This window comes from Mesorhizobium ventifaucium (assembly GCF_935822925.1).
GTDB lineage: Bacteria > Pseudomonadota > Alphaproteobacteria > Rhizobiales > Rhizobiaceae > Mesorhizobium > Mesorhizobium ventifaucium.
On the sequence record NZ_CAKXZS010000012.1, the window covers coordinates 68747 to 90025 of the forward strand.

The window sequence follows — 21279 nt, forward strand, 5'->3', positions numbered from 1 at the left end:
CGCGCCGCGCCTACCTGATTTCGTCCAACGCCTGCCGCTGCCGGTGCATCTCCAAAAACACCCGGTAGTCGCGCTCGAAGCGGCCGGCGGCCGTCGAATTGGGCTCTCGCGTCTTGCCGCCTTGCTGCATGGCGACGCAGGCGGCGTTCAAATCGGGAAAAAGCCCGGCGGCGGTGGCGGCGATCATGCCGGTGCCGAGCAGCACCGCCTCATCGGCCAGCGGCTCGACCACCGTGCAGCCAGTGGCGTCGGCATAAAGCTCCATCAGCAGCGGGTTTTTGGTGTGACCGCCGGTGACATGCAGCGTGTCGATCAGATAGCCGTTCTCGTTCAGCGCTTCCAGCACATGGCGCACGCCGAGCGCAATGCTAACGGCGGTGCGCCAATAGAGCTTGCACAGGCTGTCGAAGGAGGAATCCAGCGTCAGCCCGCTGATGACGCCGACAGCATGCGGGTCGGCGAGCGGCGAGCGGTTGCCGTGGAAATCCGGCAGCACATGCAGCCTTCCGGCCAGGTTCTCGCCCTCTATGGCGCGCAACTCGACAACGCGCCGGGCAATCCTGGCGTGCATGGCGGCGTCCGGCTCGCCGCCGGCGCCGTGCCACCGGATGATGTGATCGAGCAGCGCGCCGGTGGCCGATTGGCCGCCTTCCGACAGCCAAAGCCGGGGAAGCGCCGCGCCATAATACGGGCCCCAGACACCGGCAAAGGGCTGCGGGTCGGGCGACATCGCCATGACGCAGCTCGAAGTGCCGGCGATCAGCGCCAGATGCCGGCCGATGTTGATTTCATCGCCGGCGAAGCCGCCGAGCACGCCGAGCGCGCCGGCATAGGCGTCGATGACGCCGGCCCCGACCCGGCATTGTTCGGTCAGGCCAAGCTCGGCCGCGGCTTGCGCGCTCAGCCGGCCGATATCGGCGCCCACCGGGCTGGCCTTGTCAGGCAGATTGCCATGCTCGAAAAGATCGCCGAGCCCGACGGCCTGGAAGAAGTCGTGCCGCCAGCCGGTCTCTTCATGCGCCAGATAGGTCCATTTGGCGGTCAGCGTGCATTGCGAGCGGGCGAGCGAACCTGTTGCCTTCCAACTGAGAAAGTCGGCGAGGTCGAATAAATAGCCGGATTCGTTCCATGTTCCCGGCAGGTTGCGCTTCAGCCACATCAGCTTCGGCGTCTCCATTTCCGGCGACATGACGCCGCCGATATAGTCGAGCACGGCGTGGCTGCTTTCGGTGCATTCATCGGCCTCGGCAATGGCGCGGTGATCGAGCCAGACGATGGTGTCCCAGCGCCTTTCGCCTGATACCGAGACGCTGAGCTGGCCACCATCCTTGCCCCGCACCACCAGCGAGCAGGTGGCGTCGAAGGAGACGCCGACGATGTCCTGCGCTGCCACGCCGGCTTTTTCGCGGGCGGCGCGCACCGCAATGCAGACCGCCGACCAGATATCCCGCGAATCGTGCTCGGCGTGATCGGCCTTCGGCCGGTTCATGACGATCGGATGCTCGGCGCGGCCGAGCAAGGTGCCTCCGGTGTCGAGAATGCCCGCACGGGCGCTCCCGGTGCCGACATCGACCGCGCAAACGAAACTTTTCGTCAAGGTATCCTTGCTCTCGCTCCCAGGCCTGCAATCAGATCGGGCAATTGCAGCATGTCAGCGAATATAAAGTCCGGCTCACTCGACGCAAGCCGCGCTTTCAGTGACGGATTACCGGCATGCGAGCCGCCGGTGAAGGCGAGGACGCGCATTCCCGCCGCCCGTGCCGCAGCGACCCCGACGGGGCTGTCCTCGACGACGACGCAATTTTGCGGGATCGCTCCCATTTTGGCGGCTGCGTGGAGAAATAGGTCCGGCGCCGGCTTGCCCCGCTCCACCATGGCGGCGCTGAACAGATGCGGCTCGAGCAGCCCGAGCAGCCCGGTGACGTCGAGCGCATAGCGGATGCGATCCAGCGTGCCGGAGGAAGCGACGCAGCATGGCATGGCGAGCCTCGGCAGAACCTGGCCGATGCCGGGGATCGGCTTCAACTCGTCGCGAAATTTGCGCATCAGCTCGACGCGCATCTCGCTCAGATGCTGGTCGGTGATATCAAGTCCGAAATCGAGACCGAGGATTTCGCGGACGCTTTTCATGCTCTTGCCGAGGAAATGCTCATAGGCGGCATCCTCGCTGACACTGCCGCCGGCAAGCGTGATCATGCTGAGCAGCGCCGAAACGGACAGCCCCTCGCTGTCGACCAGCACGCCGTCGCAGTCGAAAATGACCAGGTCAGGCGTCATTGCCGGGCCCTCATCAGCGGGGACATGCATTGAGCCGATCTTAGAGATTGCCGGCGAGGTAGCGCGTCAGCGTCGTACGTGCGCCATCGGCCCAGAGTGCCTCGATCGCCTTGGCAAAGGCTTCGACAAACGGCGCCGAGCGGCCGACCTCGCCATAGATGTCCTCCATGGCCAGCCAGGCGGCAGGCGCAGCCTTTGCCGCCCTGGCGGTCGTCTGCAGCCGGTCCCAGCTTGGATCATTGGGCTCGATGACCGCGCCTGAATCCGTGGTGCCGAAGCAATAGCGGCACCATAGCGCCGATTCCAGCGCCAGGCCGGCGACGCCCTTGCCGGCCTTCAGCCGGTCGGCGATGGTCGGGATGATGAATTTCGGCTGCCGGTTGGAGCCGTCGAGGCAAAGCCTGCGGATGGTGTCGCCGATCTTCGGATTGGAGAAGCGTTGCTCGATGAGTTTGTAATAGTCCTCCAGCACGGTGTCCGGCACCGGCGGCACCGTCGGGATGATCTCGTCGTGCTCCAGCCTGTCGAGAAAACCGCGCACCAGCGGCTCCTGCATCGCCTCGTGGACGAAGCGGATGTCCATCAGTCCGGCCGGATAGGCGATCGTCGCATGGCCGCCATTGAGGATGCGGATCTTCATCAACTCGTAGGGCGCAACATCGCTGACGAACTGCACGCCGACCTGTTCCAGCGCCGGGCGGCCGTCGGTGAAATGGTCCTCCAGCACCCACTGCCTGAACGGCTCGCAGAACACCGGCCAGTTGTCGTCGAGACCGAACTCGCTCGACAGAATGCTGCGCTCGCGTTCGGTGGTGGCCGGCGTGATGCGGTCTACCATGCCGTTGGGAAAGGCGACGTTCTCGCTCACCCAGGTCGCCAGTTTCTCATCGATCAGCCGCGCAAGCCCGATGACGCCATCGGCGGTGACATGGCCGTTGTGGGGGATGTTGTCGCAGGACATGATCGTGAACGGCACGATGCCGTCGTCGCGGCGGCGCAACAGCCCGGCAAGGATGATGCCGAAGACAGTCTTCGGCGTTGCTCCCGGCTGCGCATCGGCGACGATGTCGGGATGGGTCGGGTTGAACACGCCCGACGCCGGGTCGATGAAGTAGCCGCCCTCGGTGATGGTCAGCGACACGATTTTGATCGCCGGATCGGCAAGCCGTTCTATGATCGCGGCCGCGTCGCCCGGCATCAGGAAATCGATCATGGCGCCGGTGACGCGGGCGCTCATGTGGCCAGAATCCTGCTCGACCACGGTGGTCAGCCAGTCCTGTTCCTGCAACTTGCCGCGGCCGACCTTCTCGCCGTCGAAGACGCCGGCGCCGACAAGTGCCCAGTCGTGGCCGACGCCCGCATTGAACAGGTCGTCGAGATAGACGGCCTGATGCGAGCGATGGAAATTGCCGACGCCGAAATGCACGATTCCGGCCCTGAGCGCGGCGCGATCGTATTTCGGGCCAGCGACCTCAGGCGGAAGCTTGGCGAGGATGGAAGAAGAGAGTTTCACGGTCATCTGCTTACCCTTTAGCGGGACGGCTCTTCCCCCCGTGGAGGAGACGGGGAGAAGAGCGCCTTCGCCCCCTCAACTCATCCACTGGCCGCCATCGACATTGTAGGTCTGGGCGACGATGTATTCGGCGTCATCGCTGGCCAGGAACACCGCCATGCCGGTGAGGTCTTGCGCCGTGCCCATGCGGCCATAGGGCACGGCCTCGCCGACCAGCCTCTTCTTTTCGCCCTTCGGCCGGTTTTCGTATTTGGCGAACAAGGCATCGACATGGTCCCAGTGCTCGCCGTCGACGACGCCGGGCGCGATGGCGTTGACGTTGATGCGGTGCTTGATCAGATCGAGCCCGGCCGACTGGGTGAGCGAGATGACAGCGGCCTTGGTGGCGCAGTAGACGGCAACCAGCGCCTCGCCGCGGCGCCCGGCCTGGCTCGCCATGTTGATAATCTTGCCGCCCCGGCCAGCCGCGATCATCGAGCGGGCGGCTGCCTGCAGCATGAACAGCGTGCCGGCGACGTTGACCGAAAACAGCCTGTCGTAGCTTGCCTTGCTGATCTCGACGATCGGCGCCAGGTCGAACAAAGCGGCGTTGTTGATCAGAATGTCCAGCCCGCCGGCCCTTGTCTCGACCGCCTTTATCGCCGCCTCGATCGAAGCAAGGTCGGTGACGTCGAGCTTGACCGCATAGGCTTTTGTGCCGATCTCCGAAGCGGTCTTTTCCGCAGCTTCGAGATTGATGTCGCCGATGGCCACCGTGGCGCCCTCACGGACATAGGCTTCCGCGAATGCCCTGCCGATGCCGCGCGCCGATCCGGTGATCAGCGCCGATCTACCCTCGAGCCTCATTGCATCATCGCCTTTCCGTCGGCGCCGAAGCGGTGCAGCTTGGTCTTGTCCGGCGTCAGATAGATCGTGTCGCCGTGATGGGCGGCCAGTTCGCCGTCGGCGCGCACCGTCAGCGGCCCGACACCGTCGGCCTGCACGTGCAGAAACGTGTCGGAGCCGAGATGCTCGGCGACGCCGACCGTGGCTTGCCATTCGCCTGAAGTTTTCGAGATGTTCATATGCTCGGGGCGGATGCCGACGGTCTTGGCGCCATGTTTGGCCGCCGGCGCGCCTTCGATCAGGTTCATCTTCGGCGAACCGATGAAGCCGGCGACGAACACGTTCTTCGGCGTCTTGTAGAGCTCCATCGGCGAGCCGACCTGTTCGATGTTGCCGGCATTGAGCACGACGATCTTGTCGGCCATGGTCATCGCCTCGACCTGGTCGTGGGTGACGTAGATCATCGTCGTCTTGAGCTGATGATGCAGCTCGCTGATCTCCAGCCGCATGGTGCCGCGCAACGCAGCGTCGAGGTTGGACAAGGGTTCGTCGAACAGGAAAGCCGATGGCTGGCGCACGATGGCGCGGCCGATGGCGACGCGCTGGCGCTGACCGCCCGAGAGCTGGCCGGGGCGGCGATCGAGATAGTTGGTGAGGTTCAGGATGCGCGCCGCATCCTTCACCTTCCTGTCGATGGTCGCCTGGTCCTCGCCCGCCATCTTCAGCGGGAAGGCGATGTTCTTGGCCACCGTCATGTGCGGGTAGAGCGCATAGGACTGGAACACCATGGCCAGCTTGCGCTTTGCCGGCGCCTCGCCGGTGACGTCGCGGCCGTCGATATTGATGGTGCCGGCGGAGGTGTCCTCCAGCCCGGCGATCAGACGCAGCAGCGTAGACTTGCCGCAGCCCGACGGGCCGACGAAGACGACGAACTCGCCGTTCTCGATGACCAGGTCGATGCCCGGAATGATAACCGTCGACCCGAACGATTTGGAGACGTGCTTGAGCGTGATGTTTCCCATGGTTTCCTCCCCGGGGGTATCTTTGTCGGTTGCTTCAGGCAGCGTCCGTTACTTCACGGCGCCAAAGGTCAGGCCGCGCACCAGCTGCTTCTGGCTGAACCAGCCCATGATCAGGATCGGCGCGATCGCCAGTGTCGAGGCCGCCGAAAGCTTGGCCCAGAACAACCCTTGCGGGCTTGAGAAGGAACTGATGAAAGCAGTGAGCGGGGCGGCCTCGGTGGTGGTCAGCCGGATCGTCCAGAACGCCTCGTTCCATGCCAGGATGATGTTGAGCAGCATCGTCGAAGCGATGCCCGGCACCGCCATCGGCGTCAGAACATAGACGATCTCGTTCCAGAGCGATGCGCCGTCCATGCGCGCCGCTTCCAGGATCTCGCCGGGGATCTCGCGAAAATAGGTGTAGAGCATCCACACCACGATCGGCAGGTTGATCAGCATCAGCATGACCATCAGGCCGATGCGGCTGTCGAGCAATCCGGTATCGCGGAAGATCAGGTAGATCGGGAACAGCACGGCAACCGCCGGCATCATCTTGGTGGAAAGCATCCACATCAGGATGTCCTTGGTCCACTTGCCCGGCGAGAACGCCATCGACCACGCCGCCGGTATGGCGACGAGCAAAGCCAGGATGGTCGAGCCGACCGACAGGAACACCGAGTTGAGGAAGAACTTGAAGTAGCCGCTCTGCGCCTCGACCGCGGTATAGCTTTCCGTGGTTCCCGACGGAAACAGGTTGAAGCCCTGGATGGCCTCCTGCTCCGACTTGAACGAGGTGATGATCGTATAGAGGATCGGGAAAAAGATCAGCAGGGCGACGATCCAGGCGGCCGCGGTCGCGATCGTCTTGTGCTGGGTGCTGACTGCACGTGCCATCGTTTCCTCCCTTATTTGTCCAGGTTCCTGCCGACCGCGCGCATGGCGAAGAAGGCGACGATGTTGGCGAGAATGACGGCGAGAATGCCGCCGGCGGATGCCTGGCCGATTTTGAACTCCAGCAACGCCTTCTGGTAGACGAGGAAGGGCAGGTTGGTGGAGGCGTAACCCGGGCCGCCATTGGTGGTGACGAGAATCTCGGCATAGACCGACAGAAGGAAGATCGTCTGGATCAGGAGGACGACGGTGATGGCGCGCGACATATGCGGCAGCGTCAGATAGATGAAGCGGCTGATGAAGCCGGCCCCATCCATCTCAGCGGCTTCCTTCTGCTCGCCGTCGAGCGACTGCAGCGAGGTCAACAGGATCAATGTCGCAAACGGCAGCCATTGCCAGGCGACGATGATGATGATCGCCAGCATCGGATATTGGCCAAACCAGTCGATCGGCTGCCCGCCGAAGAAGCGCGCAATGTCGGCAAAGACGCCGTATTGCGGATGCATGATCATGTTCTTCCAGACCAGCGCGGCCACCGGCGGCATGACGAAGAACGGCGAAATGACGAGGATGCGGACGATGCCCTGTCCCCACATCGGCTGATCGATCAGCAGCGCCAGCAGGATGCCGCCGATCACCGTGATCAAAAGCACGCTGCCAACGAGGATAAGCGTGTTGAGTATCGACTGCAGGAATGCCGGATTGGAATAAAAAAGCGCGTAGTTCGAGAAGCCGACGAAGCCGTCGCGGATCGGATTGAGCGGATTGTACTGCTGGAAGGAGAACCACAGCGTGAATGCCAGCGGAACGATCATCCAGACGAACAGCAGCACCACGGATGGCGCCATCATGAAGCGGGCAAGCGAACGGGTCTGCTGAGTAGCCATGACGGTCACCCTTCAAAGGTCAGCCAAATTTTCAGAGTTTGCCAATTTTTCAGAGTTTGAAGGTGGCCGCCCGAACTGGGATTCGGGCGGCCCCTGCTGCCGGCCATGATGGGCAACCGGCATTCGGCACCGGGAGGAGCCTACTGGATATAACCGCCCTCGGTCATCGTTGCGGTGGCAGCGTCCTGGGCCTGCTTCAGAGCGTCGTCGACGCTGGTCTGGCCGGCGAGTGCCGCCGAAAAGAGCTGGCCAACGGTGGTGCCAAGGCCCTGGAACTCGGGGATGGCGACGAACTGGACACCGACATAAGGCACCGGCTTGACGGTCGGATGCGTCGGATCGGCGGCGTTGATCGAGTCCAGCGTCATCTTGGCGAACGGCGCCGCCTTCTGGTATTCGGGGTTGGCGTAGAGCGAGGAGCGCGTTCCGGGCGGAACATTGGCCCAGCCTTCCTTCGATGCAACGAGCTCGAGATAGGCCTTGCTGGTTGCCCAGGCTACGAACTTCTGAGCGGCGTCAGCCTTCTGCGTGCCGGCGGGAATGGCCAGCGACCACGCCCACAGCCAGTTGCCGCGCTTGCCCAAGCCATTGTCGGGCGCCAGCGCATAGCCGACCTTGTCGGCGACAGTTGAGTTCTTCGGGTCTGAGACGAAAGAGGCGGCGACGGTGGCGTCGATCCACATGCCGCATTTGCCCTGCTGGAACAGCGCCAGGTTTTCGTTGAAGCCGTTCGATGACGCGCCCTCCGGGCCATTGGCCTTCATCAGGTCGACATAGAACTGCAGCGTGTTTTTCCACTCGGGCTGGTCGAATTGCGGCTTCCAGTTCTCATCGAACCAGCGTGCGCCGAAGGAGTTCGACATGGCGGTCAGGAACGCCATGTTCTCGCCCCAGCCGGCCTTGCCGCGCAGGCAGACGCCGTTCACGCCATTGGCGCGATCGGTCATCTTCTCGGCGGCCTGCTTGACGAAGTCCCAGGTCGGCGCGTCGGGCATGGTCAGCCCGGCCTTCTCCATCAGGTCCTTGCGGTACATGATGAACGAGCTTTCGCCGTAGAACGGTGCCGCATAGAGCTTGCCATCGACCGAGAGGCCACCGGCGATGGCCGGGATGATGTCCTTGACGTCATAGTCGTCGCCGAGCTTGTCGAGCGGCAGCAGCCAGCTCTGCTTGGCCCAGATCGGAACCTCGTAGGTGCCGATGGTCATCACGTCGTACTGGCCGCCCTTGGTGGCGATGTCGGTGGTGACGCGCTCGCGCAGCACGTTCTCCTCGAGCGTGACCCACTGGAGCTGGATATCGGGATTTTTTGCGGTGAAATCGTCGGTCAGCGTCTGCATGCGGACCATATCGCCATTGTTGACGGTGGCGATGGTGATGGATTCGGCGTGCGCGGCGAACGCGAGGGTGCTGGCCGACAACAGACCCAGGGTGAGCGTGCGAAGTTTCATCAAATTCCTCCCATAGACCAAGCTGAGCATTTGCTTTGGCTGTGAGCAATTACTCACCTCGCGTGATTTATGTCAAGCCGGATTCGTTGCTGCAGCGCAGCACACAACCTCGTGCGGGATCCCGGTTCCGGAGGTTTACGGCGATTATTTCCTGCCGGCCAGGATGGGTCTCGGCGCGCGAAATGTCGGATTTCAGCGCCTGCTTGCATGGATAAATTGCCAACCTATTGGCCGGCAAGCTCCGCCAGGATCCATTCGCGAAAAGCGCGGATCTTCGGCAAGTTGCGCCGCGCCGGGGGATAGACCAGCCAATAGGCGTGGCCGTCGTCGCCGACCAGATCGAAAGGCTGGATCAGGCGGCCATCAGCAAGCTCGGCCTTGAAGAAAGCGGCCGTCACGATTGGCACGCCCTGCCCGGCGATGGCGGCATTCGCCTCATAAGCCTGCGCCCCCATGCTGGAGCCGGGGCGCTTCGCCAGTTCCTCGACCGGCAGGCCGGCGGCGATAAACCAGTCCCGCCACCAGATGTCGCCGGGGTCGAGGATCGGCAGGCGCAACAGATCGGCAGGCTCCTTTACGCCGCCGATGGTCGCCGCGAGTTTCGGGCTCAGCATCGGCGTGAAGTCCGCATTGAAAAGCTTGTGCACCTCGACGCCCGGCCAGTTTCCGCCGCCCGAGCGGATGGCGATATCGATATCCTCGCGGGCGAAATCGACGAGGCGGTTCGATGTATCGAGGCGCACCGCCAGCGATGGATGCGCGACCTGGAACGAGCCGAGATGCTGCGCCAGCCAGTTCGAAGCAAAGGTCAGCAGCGTCGAGACACAGAGCACGCCGTCGGCGCCGCTGCGCGCCGCAGCATAGGCTCCACCCAACAGGGCGAACGCCTCGCTGACCGCAGGCGCCATGCGTTGCCCCGCCTCGGTCAGCACGATCTGCTTTGGCCGGCGCAGGAACAAAGGCGCCCCGACGCGCTCCTCCAGAAGTTTGATCTGATAGCTCGCCGCCGCCTGCGTCATGCCGAGCTCGCCGGCGGCCTTGGTGAAGGAAAGATGCCGCGCCACCGCCTCGAACACCCGAATCGCCTGAAGCGGAGGGAGTTGGGAGACCTGCCGTGACTTGAGTTCAGGCATAAGCCCTCCTTATGGGCCGTGATCGACGTTTGATTGGCAGCAAGGGCCGATCCAGCCGATATTTGAGGTCGACGATCCCTTTCGTCTACAGCGCCGCGCGTCCTTTTGGACGCGCAGAGGACGCTGTAGCACTTTTGATTTTGCGCATGATCCTTTCCGAAAATCGATATCGATTTTCGGGGTCATGCGCAGACATAACGAGGCTGACGATCATGACCATTGTACAGGAAAAGCTATTTTCGACGCCCGCCCAAGGCTGGTTTTTGCGGCTGGCGCGGGGATTGGCTCGGCACGGAGCCAGGAAACGGGCCTATCTCGACATCAGGGAATTGCCACCGCATTTGCAGCGCGACATGGGTTTTCTCGATGGCAACGATCCTTGTGGCCGGCACAAATAGCCTTGCTGGACTTATCCCCGATCAGCTGGCGGCCAGCAGGGCGGCGGCGGTCCGCTCGTCGGTGATGAGGCCGTTGACCAGCCGCCGGTTGACAGCCGCAAGAATGCCCGGCAATTTGCGCTCGCCCATGGCGAGCGCGATCACCAGCGACTTTTCACGCGACGGCAACGATGCCGACGACACCCGGTCATTGGTGATGCCGTCGATCATCCGGCCCTCGCGATCGAACACCCAGCCGACGATCTCGGCGACGCCGCCGGCCTTTTGCAGCGCCTTCAATTCGCTCTCCGAAATGAAGCCATCCTCATAAAGCGGCGCCTTCGGGCCGAGATCGCCGATGCCGACGAAGGTGACGTCGGCTTCCGCGGCAAGCGCCAGCGTCGGCTGGATCATCGGCTGGCTGAGCAGCATCTCGCGTTCCTCGGGGGAGGAGGCGATGACCGGCAGCGGCATCGGGAAGGACCGCGCCTTGACCCGATCGGCCATGGTGAAGATGACGTTGTAGAAGGCGGCCGAACCGTCGGGCGAGATGTTGCCGGTCAGCGACACCACCTTGTGCTGCGGGCATTCCATCGGCGGCAGTTGCTCGATTGCCGCCTTCAGCGTGCGGCCGGTGCCGATCGCCATGACGATCGGCGTCGGCGAACGCAACCGCCGCTCGATCTCGGCAGCCGCCGCCACGGCGACGCCGATGGCCGAGGAGGAAGCGGGATCGCTCGGCACCACCTCGACCAGGTCGAGCGCGAAGCGCGATTTCAGCCGGGCCGCGAGATCGAGGCAACTGGCGATCGGGTGGTCGACACGCACTTTGATCAGCCCTTCGGATACCGCCAGTGACACCAGCCGCTGCGCCGTCTGCCGTGAGATGCCGAGCGTCGAGGCGATCTGGTCCTGCGTGTTGCCGGCGACATAATAGAGCCAGCCGGCGCGCGCCGCGTCGTCCAGCCTGTTGCTGCCGCTGTCCTGCCGGGAATTCAACTTGCTGCCTCCCTGCCCCCGAGCACCGAGCGGGAGCGCCTTGGTTTTACCGGGGAATGCGTTTGTAAGCAATTGCCTGTCGCCGGAGCAATTGCCTAGGTAAGCTCCCGAGGAGCGTGCAGTGTTTCGAGTGGATGATATAGCCCGCAATGTTGGTGCAGGCAGGTGCGGCGGTTTATCTCCCGAGGCAAACCCTTTAAGGGATTCGGACAAAGGAGCCTTGCATGACGCCGAAAGCGGTTTTCTGGGACATGGACGGCACGCTGGTCGACAGCGAACCATTGCACGAGGCGGCGCTGATAGCGGCGCTGCACAGCGTCGGCATCGCGGCGCCGGCCAACCTGCATGAACGGGTGCTCGGCATTGCCGCGTGGCCGGTCTACGAGATGCTGCGCGACGAGTTCGGCCTCGACCTGCCGTTCGACGACTGGATCGTGCGCAAATACGACCACTACCTGCCGATGGCCGAGACGCTGAAGCCTCGCCCCGGCGCCATCGAGATCTATAACGAACTGCGCGCGCTTGGCGTGGCGCAAGCGGTGGTGTCCAATTCCGACCGACTGGTCGTCGACGCCAATCTGCGCATGGTCGGCCTTTTCTATCCGGGCATGAAGACGATCAGCCGCAACGACGTGCGCGAAGGCAAGCCGCACGCCGAACCGTTCCTGCGCGCCGCATGGCTGGCTGGTGTCGATCCGGCCGATGCCGTGGCCGTCGACGACAGCGTGACCGGCGCCACGGCTGGGCTGGCGGCGGGGATGAAGACGATCTTCTGGCCGGAGGCGCCTATGCAAGGGCCGCCCGGAGCGATCGCCGTCAACAGCGCCGACGAATTGCGGGCTGAGTTGGGGCTTTAAGATTGGCGAAACCGGCGATCAGAGCGCCCTTCTCCCCGTCACTATACGGCGAGAAGTGCCCGGCAGGGCGACGAGGGGCGGCGCCGAGATTGACAATGAAGGCGCTTTTCCAGGGCGTATCGACATCACGGTCAGGCCAGGCCCCGCACTTTCGGGCGCTTGCGCTGCCCCTCATCCGCCTGCCGGCACCTTCTCCCCGTATAGTGACGGGGAGAAGGAGGCATCAGTTCCGGTAGACCGGCTCCTGCTCGTCGAGGATCGCCTTCAGTTCGGACAGGTGCCGCTCGGCCTGGCCGGGATAACCTTCCTGCTCCGCTGCTGCCTTCTCGGCGATTTCATCCGACAGGACACGCAGCGGACGGCCGGTCCACAGCGCCTTGATGTAGGTCTCGGCGGCGCGTTCGAAATAGAACATGCGGTTGAAAGTGTCGGCGACTGTATCGCCGATGACCAGCACGCCATGGTTGCCCATGACCATCACCTTGACCTTCGGATCGGTGAGCAGCTGCGAGCAGCGTTCGCCCTCTTCCTCGAAGGCGAGCCCGCCATAATGGCCGTCGACGACGTGGCGGTTGAAGAAGATCGCCGAGTTCTGGTCGATCGGCGGCAGCTTCGAGTCGGCGAGCGAAGCGAGCACCGTGGCGTGGATCGAGTGGACATGCATGACACAGCGCGCATGACGCACATTACGATGGATGGCGCCATGCAGGCCCCATGCCGTCGGGTCGGGCGCATTCGGGCCGGAGAGCGTGCCGGGATCGTTGGCGTCGATCAGCAGCAGGTCGCTCGCCTTGATGCGCGAGAAATGCACCTGGTTGGGATTCATCAGGAATTGCGAGCCGTCATCGTTGACGGCCAGCGAGAAATGATTGGCCACCGCTTCATGCATGTTGAGCCGCGCCGTCCAGCGGAAGGCGCAAGCCAGATCGACGCGCTCCTCATAGAAAGGCAGGTTGGTCAGCGTATCCTTCTGCAGGCGGGCGATGCTCATCGAAAACCTCCGTGAAAGAAGTTAAGGATGCCGCGCGCCGCAGATGCGCGCAACCGGTTTTGTTTGGTGCAGGCGAGCGCTTTGCCTTACGCCGCAGTGCTTCTGGCGGCGTCGATGCGCAGCCCGCCATTCTCGACGATAAAATCGATCACCTCCTGCAGCCCCTTGCCGCGCGACAGGTCGGTGAAGCCGAACGGCCGCTTGCCGCGCAAACGGGCGGCGTCGCTCTCCATGACGTCGAGATTGACGTTCACATAGGGGGCGAGATCGCTCTTGTTGATGACCAGGAAATCCGATCGGGTGATCGCCGGGCCGCCCTTGCGCGGGATCTCCTCGCCCTGGCAGACGGAGATGACATAGAGCGTCAGATCGGCGAGGTCGGGCGAGAAAGTAGCGGCGAGGTTGTCGCCGCCCGATTCGATGAAGACGATGTCGAGATCCGGAAATTTTCTGGTCATCTCGGCGATCGCCTGCAGATTGATCGAGGCGTCCTCGCGGATGGCGGTGTGCGGGCAGCCGCCGGTCTCGACGCCGACGATGCGATCCTCGGGCAGCGCCTGCAGCCGGGACAGCATCATGGCATCTTCCTTGGTATAGATGTCGTTGGTGACGACGGCGATCGAAAACTCGTCGCGCAGCGCCTTGCAGAGCTTTTCGGTGAGCGTCGTCTTGCCGGAGCCGACGGGGCCGCCGATGCCGATGCGAAGAGGACCATTGGCTTGTGTCATACGGCGAACTCCATGATGGCAAGCACTGCAAAGCCGAGCCCGATCAACAGGCAGAGCGGCGAATAATAGCTGACATCAAGCCGCGCGAAAGGCTGTTCCGGCGCCAGCCGGCGCCACCACGGCGTGAAGCCGGCAATGCCGCGCCCCAGGAAGACCAGCGCGATGAGCAGCGCCGTGGCGGCAAGCCCGGCCTTAGGAAAGGGCGTGGCAAACACGCCTTCGAGCGCCATCGGCCACAGTGTCGCCAGGCCGAGGCACCCGGCAACGGCGAAGCTGGCGAAGGGCGCCGGCATTTCGTCGACGCCGCGAAAGCCGACCACCGCGCGGGCGCAGGTGGCAGCGTCCGTGCCCGGCCAGATGCCGCCAATGCCCCAATAGACATGCAGCGTGGTGATCACAAGCAGGACGAACGAGAGCGCGAAGGCGAGGACGATCATGAGCGGAACAGCCGTGAATATTGCGTCTCGTGCTTCATCGCCATGACGTCCGAGACGAAGGCGCAGCCGCCGAGATCGTCCAGCGTCGAGCCGGCAGCGCGGGCGGCGACGCCGAGCGCCAGCGGCTCGAAACCGGCGAGCAACGCGGTCGCTCCAGTCTGGCCGACGACGCCGAGCCGGATCGCGGCCTGGACGAGATTGGAAAAGAAGCTCTGCAGGAAGGCCGACAGCGCGTCCTGCAGGGCAATGGCATTGCCGCCGGCAGTTGCGCCGACTGCGACGCAATAGGGGCACTCGGCCGGCAGACGGTCCAGCACCTGACACGGCCAGGCCGATGCCGCCTTCAGGAAGGCGGCGCCCTGCAGCATGGTTTCGGCATGGCGCTCGCGCGAGCCGGCCAATGCCTCGGCAAGTGCCGCGATCTCATCGAGATCGCCGCCCTCGCGGGCGCGCCGCCAGCTTTCGGCAAAGAGCACGGCATCGTTCCAGCCCGAGCCGATCTCGACCAGCGTCTCCAGCCACGCGGCGAGGTCTTTGCTGTCGGCGACCAGCCCGGCATGCACGGCTTGTTCGAGACCATGGCTGTAGGAAAAACCGCCGACCGGGAAGGCAGGCGACAGCCACGCCATCAGCCGCAACAAAGCGATGTTGGAAGGCTGGTCAGTCATGGTCATGGGAATGGCTGTGGGAATGCGATTCGCTATGGGTATGGGAAGGCGACTCGCTGTGCGCATGCGCCTCGGCGTGGGCATGACCGTGACTGTGCCCGGAATAGGCGCCGCGCAGCGGCTTGAACGGTTCGGAAACGTCGCTCACCGTGGCGCCCAGGCCTTCCAGCATCGCCTTGATGACATGGTCGCGCAGGATGAGGATGCGGTTAGCCTCGATGGCGGCGGCGAGGTGGCGATTGCCGATATGCCAGGCAAGCTCGGCCAGGTGCACCGCGCTCTCGGCACGGATGTCGTAGAGCGGCTCCTCGGCCGCGACGATCTCGATGTGGCGGCCATCCTCCAGCACCAGCCGGTCGCCATCGTTCAGGGCAACCGGTTCGGGCAGGTCGACCAGCACTCTATCGCTACGGGCCGTTTCGATGGCGCGGCGGCGCAGATGCCGCTCGTCATGGGCCAGCACCGCACGATCATACGGCGTGACCGCTTCCGCTTCGCCGGCGGTGAGGACCGAGACGGCACGCGGGAATTTGGTGAAATCGGTGCGGATGTCGAGCTTCATGTAAAAACTGCCTCTCCCAACAAGCGTAGCCTATCGCCTCCGCCGCCCCAAGGGTGCTCAAACAATCGTGTCGAAGAGCCGCAGGATGAATGATATCTGGTAGACGAGCGCGGCGGCGACAAAGCCGATGTGAAAGCGACGATCGCTGACCAGTATCGCGCGTAAGGGAGTTGCTGGTTCATTAGCTACCCCCTTTTGGCAGGAACGCAGTAGAGAAGAAGCCAACTAATCCCGCAGGAAATCGCCCATCGATAGTGGGTTGCCCGGCCAGAATCGTTCATCGAGCGCCTGCTTGGATGTGAATGGAGGGTCGCCTGGAAAGTGAGACTTCCTGAGACCCGTTTCCCTGACCGTGATAAGCAAAGCGTCTTTATATGCATCGTCGAAAATCTGAGCGGGATATCGGCGAAGACTCGGGCTGTCCTTGATGATGTTTGCGATCCAGATGCGCTGTTCGGAAATTGACGACTGCCAACTATGACTTCGATGGCCGGGTTGAAATTCCCATTTTAGGAGATGTGCAAGCAGCACCTCCATCCGACTGCGAATCTCTCGTTTGTCACGTCTCCCCAAACTCTCGATCTCCTCGGCAAGATTCTCACGATCGAGGTCGGAGAAACGACCTTCGCGCAACAATACGCCTTGCTCGGCGCACCACTGAGCATAGTCGGTTTCGTAGGGTGTAGACTTATGCCGACGCTGGATTTGGATCTTGTTCATGCCTGCATAATGCGTCGTTTTCGATGCCAAGCCAATCACTGGGTGAGACGGCTCAGATCCGGGATCAGAACAAAAAATACCTCTGCGCCATCGGCAGCACCGTGGCCGGCTCGCAAGTGAGCAATTCGCCGTCGGCGCGCACCTCGTAGGTTTCGGGGTCGACCTCGACATGCGGGGTGGCGTCGTTGAGCACCATCGATTGCTTGCCAATGCCGCCGCGGGTGTTCTCGACGGCGACCATCTGCTTGTCGATGCCGAGCCGGCCGCGCAGGCCGGCATCGAGCGCCGCCCTGGAAACGAAGGTCACCGACGAATTGGTCATCGCCTTGCCATAGGCGCCGAACATCGGCCGGTAGTGCATCGGCTGCGGCGTCGGGATCGAGGCGTTGGGATCGCCCATCGGTGCGGCGGCGATCATGCCGCCGATCAGCACCATGTCGGGCTTGACGCCGAAGAAGGCCGGGTTCCACAGCACCAGGTCGGCGCGCTTGCCGACCGCCACCGAGCCGATCTCGTTCGACAGGCCATGCGCGATGGCCGGGTTGATCGTGTATTTGGCGATGTAGCGGCGGACGCGGAAATTATCGTTGTCGCCGGTTTCCTGCGGCAGCGAGCCGCGCTGGCGCTTCATCTTGTCGGCGGTCTGCCAGGTGCGGATCGCCACTTCGCCGACGCGGCCCATGGCCTGGCTGTCCGACGAGATGATCGAAAAGGCGCCGATGTCGTGCAAAATGTCTTCGGCGGCGATGGTTTCCTTGCGGATGCGGCTTTCGGCAAAGGCGATGTCTTCGGGGATCGACGGCGACAGATGGTGGCAGACCATCAGCATGTCGAGATGCTCGGCCAGCGTGTTGACGGTGTAGGGCCGGGTCGGATTGGTCGAGGAGGGGATGACGTTGGGCAGGCCGCAAACCTTGATGATGTCAGGCGCATGGCCGCCGCCGGCGCCTTCGGTGTGGAAGGCGTGGATGGTGCGGCCCTTGATCGCCGCTACCGTGTTCTCGACAAAGCCGGATTCGTTCAGCGTGTCGGTGTGGATCATCACCTGCACGTCATAGTTGTCGGCGACCGACAGGCAGCAGTCGATTGCCGCTGGCGTCGTGCCCCAGTCCTCGTGCAACTTAAGCGAGCAGGCGCCGCCCAGCACCATTTCTTCAAGCGCGGCCGGCAGCGACGCGTTGCCCTTGCCCGACAGGCCGATATTCATCGGAAAGGCGTCGAAGGACTGGATCATGCGCGCCAGATGCCACGGCCCCGGCGTGCAGGTCGTCGCCAGCGTGCCATGCGCCGGTCCGGTGCCGCCGCCGAGCATGGTGGTGATGCCTGACATCAGCGCCTCCTCGATCTGCTGCGGGCAGATGAAATGGATATGCGCGTCGAAGCCGCCGGCGGTGAGGATCTTGCCCTCGCCGGCGATGATTTCGGTGCCGGGACCGATGATGATGGTGACGCCGTTTTGCATGTCCGGATTGCCGGCCTTGCCGATCGCGGCGATGCGGCCATCGCTGAGGCCGATATCGGCCTTGAAGATCCCGCCCGGCGCATCGATGACCAGCGCATTGGTGATGACGGTGTCGACCGCGCCTTGCGCACGGGACACCTGGCTCTGGCCCATGCCGTCGCGGATGACCTTGCCGCCGCCGAATTTCACCTCTTCGCCATGCAGTGTAAAATCCTTCTCGACCTCGATGAACAACTCGGTATCGGCAAGCCGCACCTTGTCGCCGACGGTCGGGCCGTACATCTGCGCATAGGCGGCGCGGGTGATTCTAGCCATCAGCAATTGCTCCCGAAATACGGCCCAACAGCCCCAGATACAGCCGGGGCGAAGCCCGGCCCCACATTGTCGCCATCCTATGGTCACGCAATGACCCGCTGGGCGACACCTTCCGATCCCATTTAGCGTTTGAGGTGGCAAGGTCACCCCAAAACGACCGTTTGCCAATCGATGGAAAGGAAGTTTTATGCGCAAGACGATATCTCTCGCAGCCGCCGCCACCCTCCTGCTCGCGACCGCTGCCAGCGCCCAGCAACAGCCTGCGCCGCAACCCGGCGAGCCGCCGGCTTCGCCGGCTCCCGCGGCGCCTGGCGCTCAGCCGGCAGCGCCGGCGATTCAGACCGTCAACGTCGTCGACATCGAGGAACTGCCCAAGGAAACGCAGACGAAGGTCAACGAAGTGATCGCCAAGCGCGGCGAGGACGGCCTGCAGAAATTGCGCAGCTCGATCGACGCGACGCCACAGGTCAAATCCGCGCTCGAATCCAAAGGGCTCACCTCGGCGCAAGTGATCGCCGCCAGCATGGACGCCAACGGCTCGCTGACCTTGATCACCAAGAAGGCGAGCTGACGATGCGCTGTGGCGGGCCGGCACGAGGCCGGCCTGCCGCATCGGGGAGGGAACCTTCGCAGGGCAGGATGCGTTTCGATTTTTTGGCGTAGCAACGAGCCTAGAAAGCGGCTCTGAGAGCGAGCGATGGCGATCACCACCTTCCCCGACAGCAGATGGCTGCATATGGTTGCCGCAACTGCGTTTCTTGCGGCGAGCGCTCCCCAGGCCGGGTTGAATGCGCAGGGCCTTGAAGGCCCTGAGACCCAGAACAAGATCATCGGCTCGGAGGTCGGCCAGGAAGAGACCAACACGGCGGTCGAGGCCGGCAAAGTCACTACCGCGATCGAGCGGACGCGTGAAAACATCGGTACGGTGCGCAAGACATCCAAGCTCGACAAAGTCGATATCGTGTTCCTTACCGACGCCGCGCGCACGGAAGGCGGGCTGCCGCCGGCGATCGAAAGCAAGGTCGAGCAGCATCAGGAGGACATTGCGGAACTGCGCGACGAGATCGAGGCGAACGCATTGCTGTTCAACGCCATCGACTCCCGACGCGTGCAGACCGAAGACGTTCTCGCCGTCGAATTCGACGATCCTGGCAAGGTCGTCATCTACGCTGCGGCCAAGCCGCCCGGCTGAGCCGAAACTGCTCGACGCTCTGGATCGCACAAGGCGCCCAGGGGATTTCACAACGCGCCCATGATCTTCTGCTGAAACCCGTAGACCTCGCGCTTGCCGCCGAGCGGCACCAAAGTGACATCGCGCTCCTGGCCGGGTTCGAAGCGCATCGCCGTGCCGGCGGCAATGTCGAGGCGCATGCCCCGCGCCCTGTCGCGATCGAATTTCAGCCCCTCATTGGTTTCGAAGAAGTGATAGTGGCTGCCGACCTGGATCGGCCGGTCGCCGCTGTTGGCCACTTTCACGGTGACGGTCGGCTGGCCCTTGTTGAGCTCGATTTCGCCGCCTGCCGTGATGATTTCGCCGGGGATCATCGCCAGCCTCACAGAACGCCGAAGACGAGGCCGGCGGCGAGGAGCAGGATCGCCGAGAGGGACGTGCGTTTGATCGTTGTGTGGACCATCGATATGCCTTTTCGCTGTCGGGATCGTGCCGTCACGCGGCGTTGCGCGCCGGGCCGCAGCCTTCGGCCTTGAGGACGCGCTTTGTCGAGGCGGGATGTTTGTTCAGCATCGCTGCCGGCCGGATCGGGCGCACTGAAAAATTGCCGCCGCAATTCGGGCAGACGCCGCCCAGCACGTTTCCCGCGCAATCAGCGCAGAAGGTACGCTCGAAGGTGCAGATCAGCGCATCCGTCGCATCAGGCGGCAGGTCCTTGTCGCAGCATTCGCAGTTGGGGCGCAGTTCAAGCATTTTCCTCTCCTCACCTTATCGGCCCTCACCTTATCGGCTCGTGCACGGTCACCAGCTTGGTGCCGTCGGGAAACGTCGCCTCGACCTGGACGTCGTGGATCATCTCGGCAACGCCCTCCATCACCTGCGCGCGGGTGACGACGTGGGCGCCGGCCTCCATCAGCTCGGCGACCTGGCGGCCATCGCGGGCGCCCTCGACGACAAAGTCGATGATCAGCGCGATCGCCTCCGGGTGATTGAGCTTGACGCCGCGTTCGAGCCGCTTGCGCGCCACAATCGCCGCCATGGCGATGAGCAGCTTGTCCTTTTCCCTTGGCGTCAGGTTCATGCGTATCCCAGGAATGACATAATCGGAATCAGAGTGACCATAATTTGGGCAGGCCCGCCCGCCCGTTGAGCAATTCGACGAGCGGAACCAGCCGCTTGCGGAGCTGGTAGCCGTCCTCGGCAAACAGCCTCGCAAGAAGCTTGCCAGATTTCTTCACGCTCCAGACGCTGGCATCGCCCTGGCCACCGATAATCTCCCGCGCCGGATCCAGCAAAGCCTCCACCCGCGGCGAGATCATCAGCACCGTCGCCATGGCGATGGCGCCGCCGGCCACAGCGGAACGGCCCAGCATGGCCGCAATATCCGGCCCGATGCGGAAATCCTCGGCATGAACGAGGGCCCCGCCCTGACTGACCCGCCAGCGGTCATGGAAATTACCGTACGCCGCGCGTTCGCCCATGGCGAGGCGGCCGAAGACGGTCGCCTCGAGCACCAGCGCCTCGGCACCAGCGGCAAGCTCCAGGTCGAGCCTGCGGGCAAAGGCCGATCGATCAAAGACGATGGTTTCCTGCGGCAGCCAGGCGATGCGGCCGCCGGCGCCGACGGTCAGCTTCACCCGCACCTCGGCACGATCGGATGCGGCGCGGTAGATTTTCTCGCAGGCCTGGGTGGTTATAGTGGCGGAGGCGCCGGCGCCGACATCGACCTCCCAGCCGAGGCGATCGCCGCCGGTCAGCCCGCCGGCGGTGTTGATCAGGACGGCTTCGAGCGGATCGGCCGAGACGGCCGGCATGCGGATCTTGGCGGAGCCATCCTGATAAAGCCGCCGAAGACGCGTGCGGCCGCCATTTCTGTCACAGGCAAGCCGCGCCGTTCCGGCGACGCGCTGGGCCGGCGGCACAAAGGTCAGGTCATGTCCGATCATATCCACGACGCCAACTTAAGCACAGCGCCGGCTTTGTCGACATATAGCTTGTTGCTTGACAACGTTTC

The 21279-nt window shown here is 63.5% G+C and carries 25 protein-coding genes; 4 read left to right on the forward strand and 21 right to left on the reverse strand.

The annotated features are described in order from the left end of the window. Nucleotides 1-10 precede the first annotated feature (10 nt). From NMG70_RS11330 to NMG70_RS11370, 9 genes are all read right to left on the reverse strand, one after another. Nucleotides 11-1597 carry an FGGY-family carbohydrate kinase gene (locus NMG70_RS11330; RefSeq protein WP_254024596.1) on the reverse strand — a complete coding sequence of 529 codons (1587 nt, stop codon included), beginning with the start codon at nt 1595-1597 and terminating at the stop codon, nt 11-13. After that, the gene (locus NMG70_RS11335; RefSeq protein ID WP_254024597.1) at nt 1594-2277 is read right to left on the reverse strand and encodes an HAD-IA family hydrolase; all 684 of its coding nucleotides are present in this window, start codon (nt 2275-2277) and stop codon (nt 1594-1596) included. The genes NMG70_RS11330 and NMG70_RS11335 overlap by 4 nt, the downstream gene beginning before the upstream one ends. A 40-nt stretch (nt 2278-2317) precedes the next feature. Then, nucleotides 2318-3796: a mannitol dehydrogenase family protein gene (locus NMG70_RS11340; protein WP_254024598.1), complete on the reverse strand. Its 1479-nt coding sequence runs from the start codon at nt 3794-3796 to the stop codon at nt 2318-2320. A gap of 69 nt (nt 3797-3865) precedes the next feature. Beyond that, nucleotides 3866-4636, reverse strand: coding sequence for an L-iditol 2-dehydrogenase (locus NMG70_RS11345; protein ID WP_254024599.1), 771 nt, complete (start codon nt 4634-4636; stop codon nt 3866-3868). Further along, nucleotides 4633-5637: an ABC transporter ATP-binding protein gene (locus NMG70_RS11350; protein WP_254024600.1), complete on the reverse strand. Its 1005-nt coding sequence runs from the start codon at nt 5635-5637 to the stop codon at nt 4633-4635. The genes NMG70_RS11345 and NMG70_RS11350 overlap by 4 nt, the downstream gene beginning before the upstream one ends. Nucleotides 5638-5685: 48 nt before the next feature. Next, the gene (locus tag NMG70_RS11355; RefSeq protein WP_254022207.1) at nt 5686-6510 is read right to left on the reverse strand and encodes a carbohydrate ABC transporter permease; all 825 of its coding nucleotides are present in this window, start codon (nt 6508-6510) and stop codon (nt 5686-5688) included. Nucleotides 6511-6521: 11 nt separating this feature from the next. After that, nucleotides 6522-7394 carry a carbohydrate ABC transporter permease gene (locus NMG70_RS11360; protein WP_254024601.1) on the reverse strand — a complete coding sequence of 291 codons (873 nt, stop codon included), beginning with the start codon at nt 7392-7394 and terminating at the stop codon, nt 6522-6524. Between the two features lie 140 nt (nt 7395-7534). After that, a complete protein-coding gene (locus NMG70_RS11365) occupies nt 7535-8845 on the reverse strand; it encodes an ABC transporter substrate-binding protein (RefSeq protein WP_254024602.1) in 1311 nt (436 codons plus the stop codon). A gap of 224 nt (nt 8846-9069) precedes the next feature. Beyond that, nucleotides 9070-9978, reverse strand: coding sequence for a LysR substrate-binding domain-containing protein (locus NMG70_RS11370; protein ID WP_254024603.1), 909 nt, complete (start codon nt 9976-9978; stop codon nt 9070-9072). A gap of 212 nt (nt 9979-10190) precedes the next feature. Between NMG70_RS11370 and NMG70_RS11375 the strand changes: the two genes are divergently transcribed. Then, on the forward strand, nt 10191-10376 hold the full coding sequence (locus tag NMG70_RS11375; protein ID WP_254024604.1) for a hypothetical protein: 186 nt from the start codon (nt 10191-10193) through the stop codon (nt 10374-10376). 21 nt (nt 10377-10397) lie between these two features. On the opposite strand, the gene NMG70_RS11380 is transcribed toward NMG70_RS11375, so the two are convergent. Then, nucleotides 10398-11354: a sugar-binding transcriptional regulator gene (locus NMG70_RS11380; RefSeq protein ID WP_254024605.1), complete on the reverse strand. Its 957-nt coding sequence runs from the start codon at nt 11352-11354 to the stop codon at nt 10398-10400. Between the two features lie 224 nt (nt 11355-11578). Here NMG70_RS11380 and NMG70_RS11385 point away from each other — a divergent pair, with 224 nt between their 5' ends. Then, the gene (locus tag NMG70_RS11385; RefSeq protein WP_254024606.1) at nt 11579-12211 is read left to right on the forward strand and encodes an HAD family hydrolase; all 633 of its coding nucleotides are present in this window, start codon (nt 11579-11581) and stop codon (nt 12209-12211) included. A gap of 223 nt (nt 12212-12434) precedes the next feature. Here the strand turns inward: NMG70_RS11385 and NMG70_RS11390 are convergent, their stop codons facing one another. The 7 genes from NMG70_RS11390 to ureC all read right to left on the reverse strand — a co-directional run bounded on the left by NMG70_RS11390 (nt 12435) and on the right by ureC (nt 18094). After that, nucleotides 12435-13202: a class II aldolase and adducin N-terminal domain-containing protein gene (locus NMG70_RS11390; protein WP_254024607.1), complete on the reverse strand. Its 768-nt coding sequence runs from the start codon at nt 13200-13202 to the stop codon at nt 12435-12437. An 86-nt stretch (nt 13203-13288) separates the two neighbouring features. After that, nucleotides 13289-13930 (reverse strand): urease accessory protein UreG, encoded by a 642-nt coding sequence (gene ureG / locus NMG70_RS11395; protein WP_254024608.1) that lies wholly within the window; start codon nt 13928-13930, stop codon nt 13289-13291. Then, complete coding sequence (locus NMG70_RS11400; protein ID WP_254024609.1) at nt 13927-14367, reverse strand: DUF3995 domain-containing protein; 441 nt, start codon at nt 14365-14367, stop codon at nt 13927-13929. Before NMG70_RS11400 ends, ureG begins: the two co-directional genes overlap by 4 nt. Next, the gene (locus tag NMG70_RS11405; protein ID WP_254024813.1) at nt 14364-15035 is read right to left on the reverse strand and encodes an urease accessory protein UreF; all 672 of its coding nucleotides are present in this window, start codon (nt 15033-15035) and stop codon (nt 14364-14366) included. Before NMG70_RS11405 ends, NMG70_RS11400 begins: the two co-directional genes overlap by 4 nt. Further along, nucleotides 15028-15597 carry an urease accessory protein UreE gene (locus tag NMG70_RS11410; protein ID WP_254024610.1) on the reverse strand — a complete coding sequence of 190 codons (570 nt, stop codon included), beginning with the start codon at nt 15595-15597 and terminating at the stop codon, nt 15028-15030. Before NMG70_RS11410 ends, NMG70_RS11405 begins: the two co-directional genes overlap by 8 nt. 225 nt (nt 15598-15822) lie before the next feature. Continuing rightward, complete coding sequence (locus tag NMG70_RS11415) at nt 15823-16317, reverse strand: DUF29 domain-containing protein (RefSeq protein WP_254024611.1); 495 nt, start codon at nt 16315-16317, stop codon at nt 15823-15825. Between the two features lie 64 nt (nt 16318-16381). Next, nucleotides 16382-18094, reverse strand: a complete 1713-nt coding sequence (ureC, locus tag NMG70_RS11420; protein WP_436798371.1) for an urease subunit alpha — start codon at nt 18092-18094, stop codon at nt 16382-16384. Nucleotides 18095-18281: 187 nt separating this feature from the next. Here ureC and NMG70_RS11425 point away from each other — a divergent pair, with 187 nt between their 5' ends. Both NMG70_RS11425 and NMG70_RS11430 read left to right on the forward strand, forming a co-directional pair. Then, nucleotides 18282-18665 carry a hypothetical protein gene (locus NMG70_RS11425; protein WP_254024612.1) on the forward strand — a complete coding sequence of 128 codons (384 nt, stop codon included), beginning with the start codon at nt 18282-18284 and terminating at the stop codon, nt 18663-18665. 126 nt (nt 18666-18791) lie between these two features. Continuing rightward, on the forward strand, nt 18792-19286 hold the full coding sequence (locus tag NMG70_RS11430) for a hypothetical protein (protein WP_254024613.1): 495 nt from the start codon (nt 18792-18794) through the stop codon (nt 19284-19286). Nucleotides 19287-19333: 47 nt separating this feature from the next. On the opposite strand, the gene NMG70_RS11435 is transcribed toward NMG70_RS11430, so the two are convergent. From NMG70_RS11435 to NMG70_RS11450, 4 genes are all read right to left on the reverse strand, one after another. Further along, nucleotides 19334-19639, reverse strand: coding sequence for an urease subunit beta (locus tag NMG70_RS11435; RefSeq protein WP_254024614.1), 306 nt, complete (start codon nt 19637-19639; stop codon nt 19334-19336). A gap of 121 nt (nt 19640-19760) precedes the next feature. Further along, entirely contained in the window at nt 19761-20018 is a 258-nt protein-coding gene (locus NMG70_RS11440) for a DUF1272 domain-containing protein (protein ID WP_254024615.1), read from the reverse strand. A gap of 25 nt (nt 20019-20043) precedes the next feature. Next, nucleotides 20044-20346, reverse strand: a complete 303-nt coding sequence (locus NMG70_RS11445) for an urease subunit gamma (protein ID WP_254024616.1) — start codon at nt 20344-20346, stop codon at nt 20044-20046. 28 nt (nt 20347-20374) lie between these two features. After that, on the reverse strand, nt 20375-21211 hold the full coding sequence (locus NMG70_RS11450; RefSeq protein WP_254024617.1) for an urease accessory protein UreD: 837 nt from the start codon (nt 21209-21211) through the stop codon (nt 20375-20377). Between the last annotated feature and the right edge of the window lie 68 nt (nt 21212-21279).

Coding starts and splice junctions, on each gene's coding strand:
- NMG70_RS11335 (WP_254024597.1), bottom strand. CDS start 2,277: ATGACGCCTGACCTGGTCATTTTCGACTGCGACGGCGTGCTGGTCGAC.
- NMG70_RS11340 (WP_254024598.1), bottom strand. CDS start 3,796: ATGACCGTGAAACTCTCTTCTTCCATCCTCGCCAAGCTTCCGCCTGAG.
- NMG70_RS11345 (WP_254024599.1), bottom strand. CDS start 4,636: ATGAGGCTCGAGGGTAGATCGGCGCTGATCACCGGATCGGCGCGCGGC.
- NMG70_RS11350 (WP_254024600.1), bottom strand. CDS start 5,637: ATGGGAAACATCACGCTCAAGCACGTCTCCAAATCGTTCGGGTCGACG.
- NMG70_RS11355 (WP_254022207.1), bottom strand. CDS start 6,510: ATGGCACGTGCAGTCAGCACCCAGCACAAGACGATCGCGACCGCGGCC.
- NMG70_RS11360 (WP_254024601.1), bottom strand. CDS start 7,394: ATGGCTACTCAGCAGACCCGTTCGCTTGCCCGCTTCATGATGGCGCCA.
- NMG70_RS11365 (WP_254024602.1), bottom strand. CDS start 8,845: ATGAAACTTCGCACGCTCACCCTGGGTCTGTTGTCGGCCAGCACCCTC.
- NMG70_RS11370 (WP_254024603.1), bottom strand. CDS start 9,978: ATGCCTGAACTCAAGTCACGGCAGGTCTCCCAACTCCCTCCGCTTCAG.
- NMG70_RS11375 (WP_254024604.1), top strand. CDS start 10,191: ATGACCATTGTACAGGAAAAGCTATTTTCGACGCCCGCCCAAGGCTGG.
- NMG70_RS11385 (WP_254024606.1), top strand. CDS start 11,579: ATGACGCCGAAAGCGGTTTTCTGGGACATGGACGGCACGCTGGTCGAC.
- NMG70_RS11390 (WP_254024607.1), bottom strand. CDS start 13,202: ATGAGCATCGCCCGCCTGCAGAAGGATACGCTGACCAACCTGCCTTTC.
- ureG (WP_254024608.1), bottom strand. CDS start 13,930: ATGACACAAGCCAATGGTCCTCTTCGCATCGGCATCGGCGGCCCCGTC.
- NMG70_RS11400 (WP_254024609.1), bottom strand. CDS start 14,367: ATGATCGTCCTCGCCTTCGCGCTCTCGTTCGTCCTGCTTGTGATCACC.
- NMG70_RS11405 (WP_254024813.1), bottom strand. CDS start 15,035: ATGACTGACCAGCCTTCCAACATCGCTTTGTTGCGGCTGATGGCGTGG.
- NMG70_RS11410 (WP_254024610.1), bottom strand. CDS start 15,597: ATGAAGCTCGACATCCGCACCGATTTCACCAAATTCCCGCGTGCCGTC.
- NMG70_RS11415 (WP_254024611.1), bottom strand. CDS start 16,317: ATGAACAAGATCCAAATCCAGCGTCGGCATAAGTCTACACCCTACGAA.
- ureC (WP_436798371.1), bottom strand. CDS start 18,094: ATGGCTAGAATCACCCGCGCCGCCTATGCGCAGATGTACGGCCCGACC.
- NMG70_RS11425 (WP_254024612.1), top strand. CDS start 18,282: ATGCGCAAGACGATATCTCTCGCAGCCGCCGCCACCCTCCTGCTCGCG.
- NMG70_RS11430 (WP_254024613.1), top strand. CDS start 18,792: ATGGCGATCACCACCTTCCCCGACAGCAGATGGCTGCATATGGTTGCC.
- NMG70_RS11435 (WP_254024614.1), bottom strand. CDS start 19,639: ATGATCCCCGGCGAAATCATCACGGCAGGCGGCGAAATCGAGCTCAAC.
- NMG70_RS11440 (WP_254024615.1), bottom strand. CDS start 20,018: ATGCTTGAACTGCGCCCCAACTGCGAATGCTGCGACAAGGACCTGCCG.
- NMG70_RS11445 (WP_254024616.1), bottom strand. CDS start 20,346: ATGAACCTGACGCCAAGGGAAAAGGACAAGCTGCTCATCGCCATGGCG.
- NMG70_RS11450 (WP_254024617.1), bottom strand. CDS start 21,211: ATGATCGGACATGACCTGACCTTTGTGCCGCCGGCCCAGCGCGTCGCC.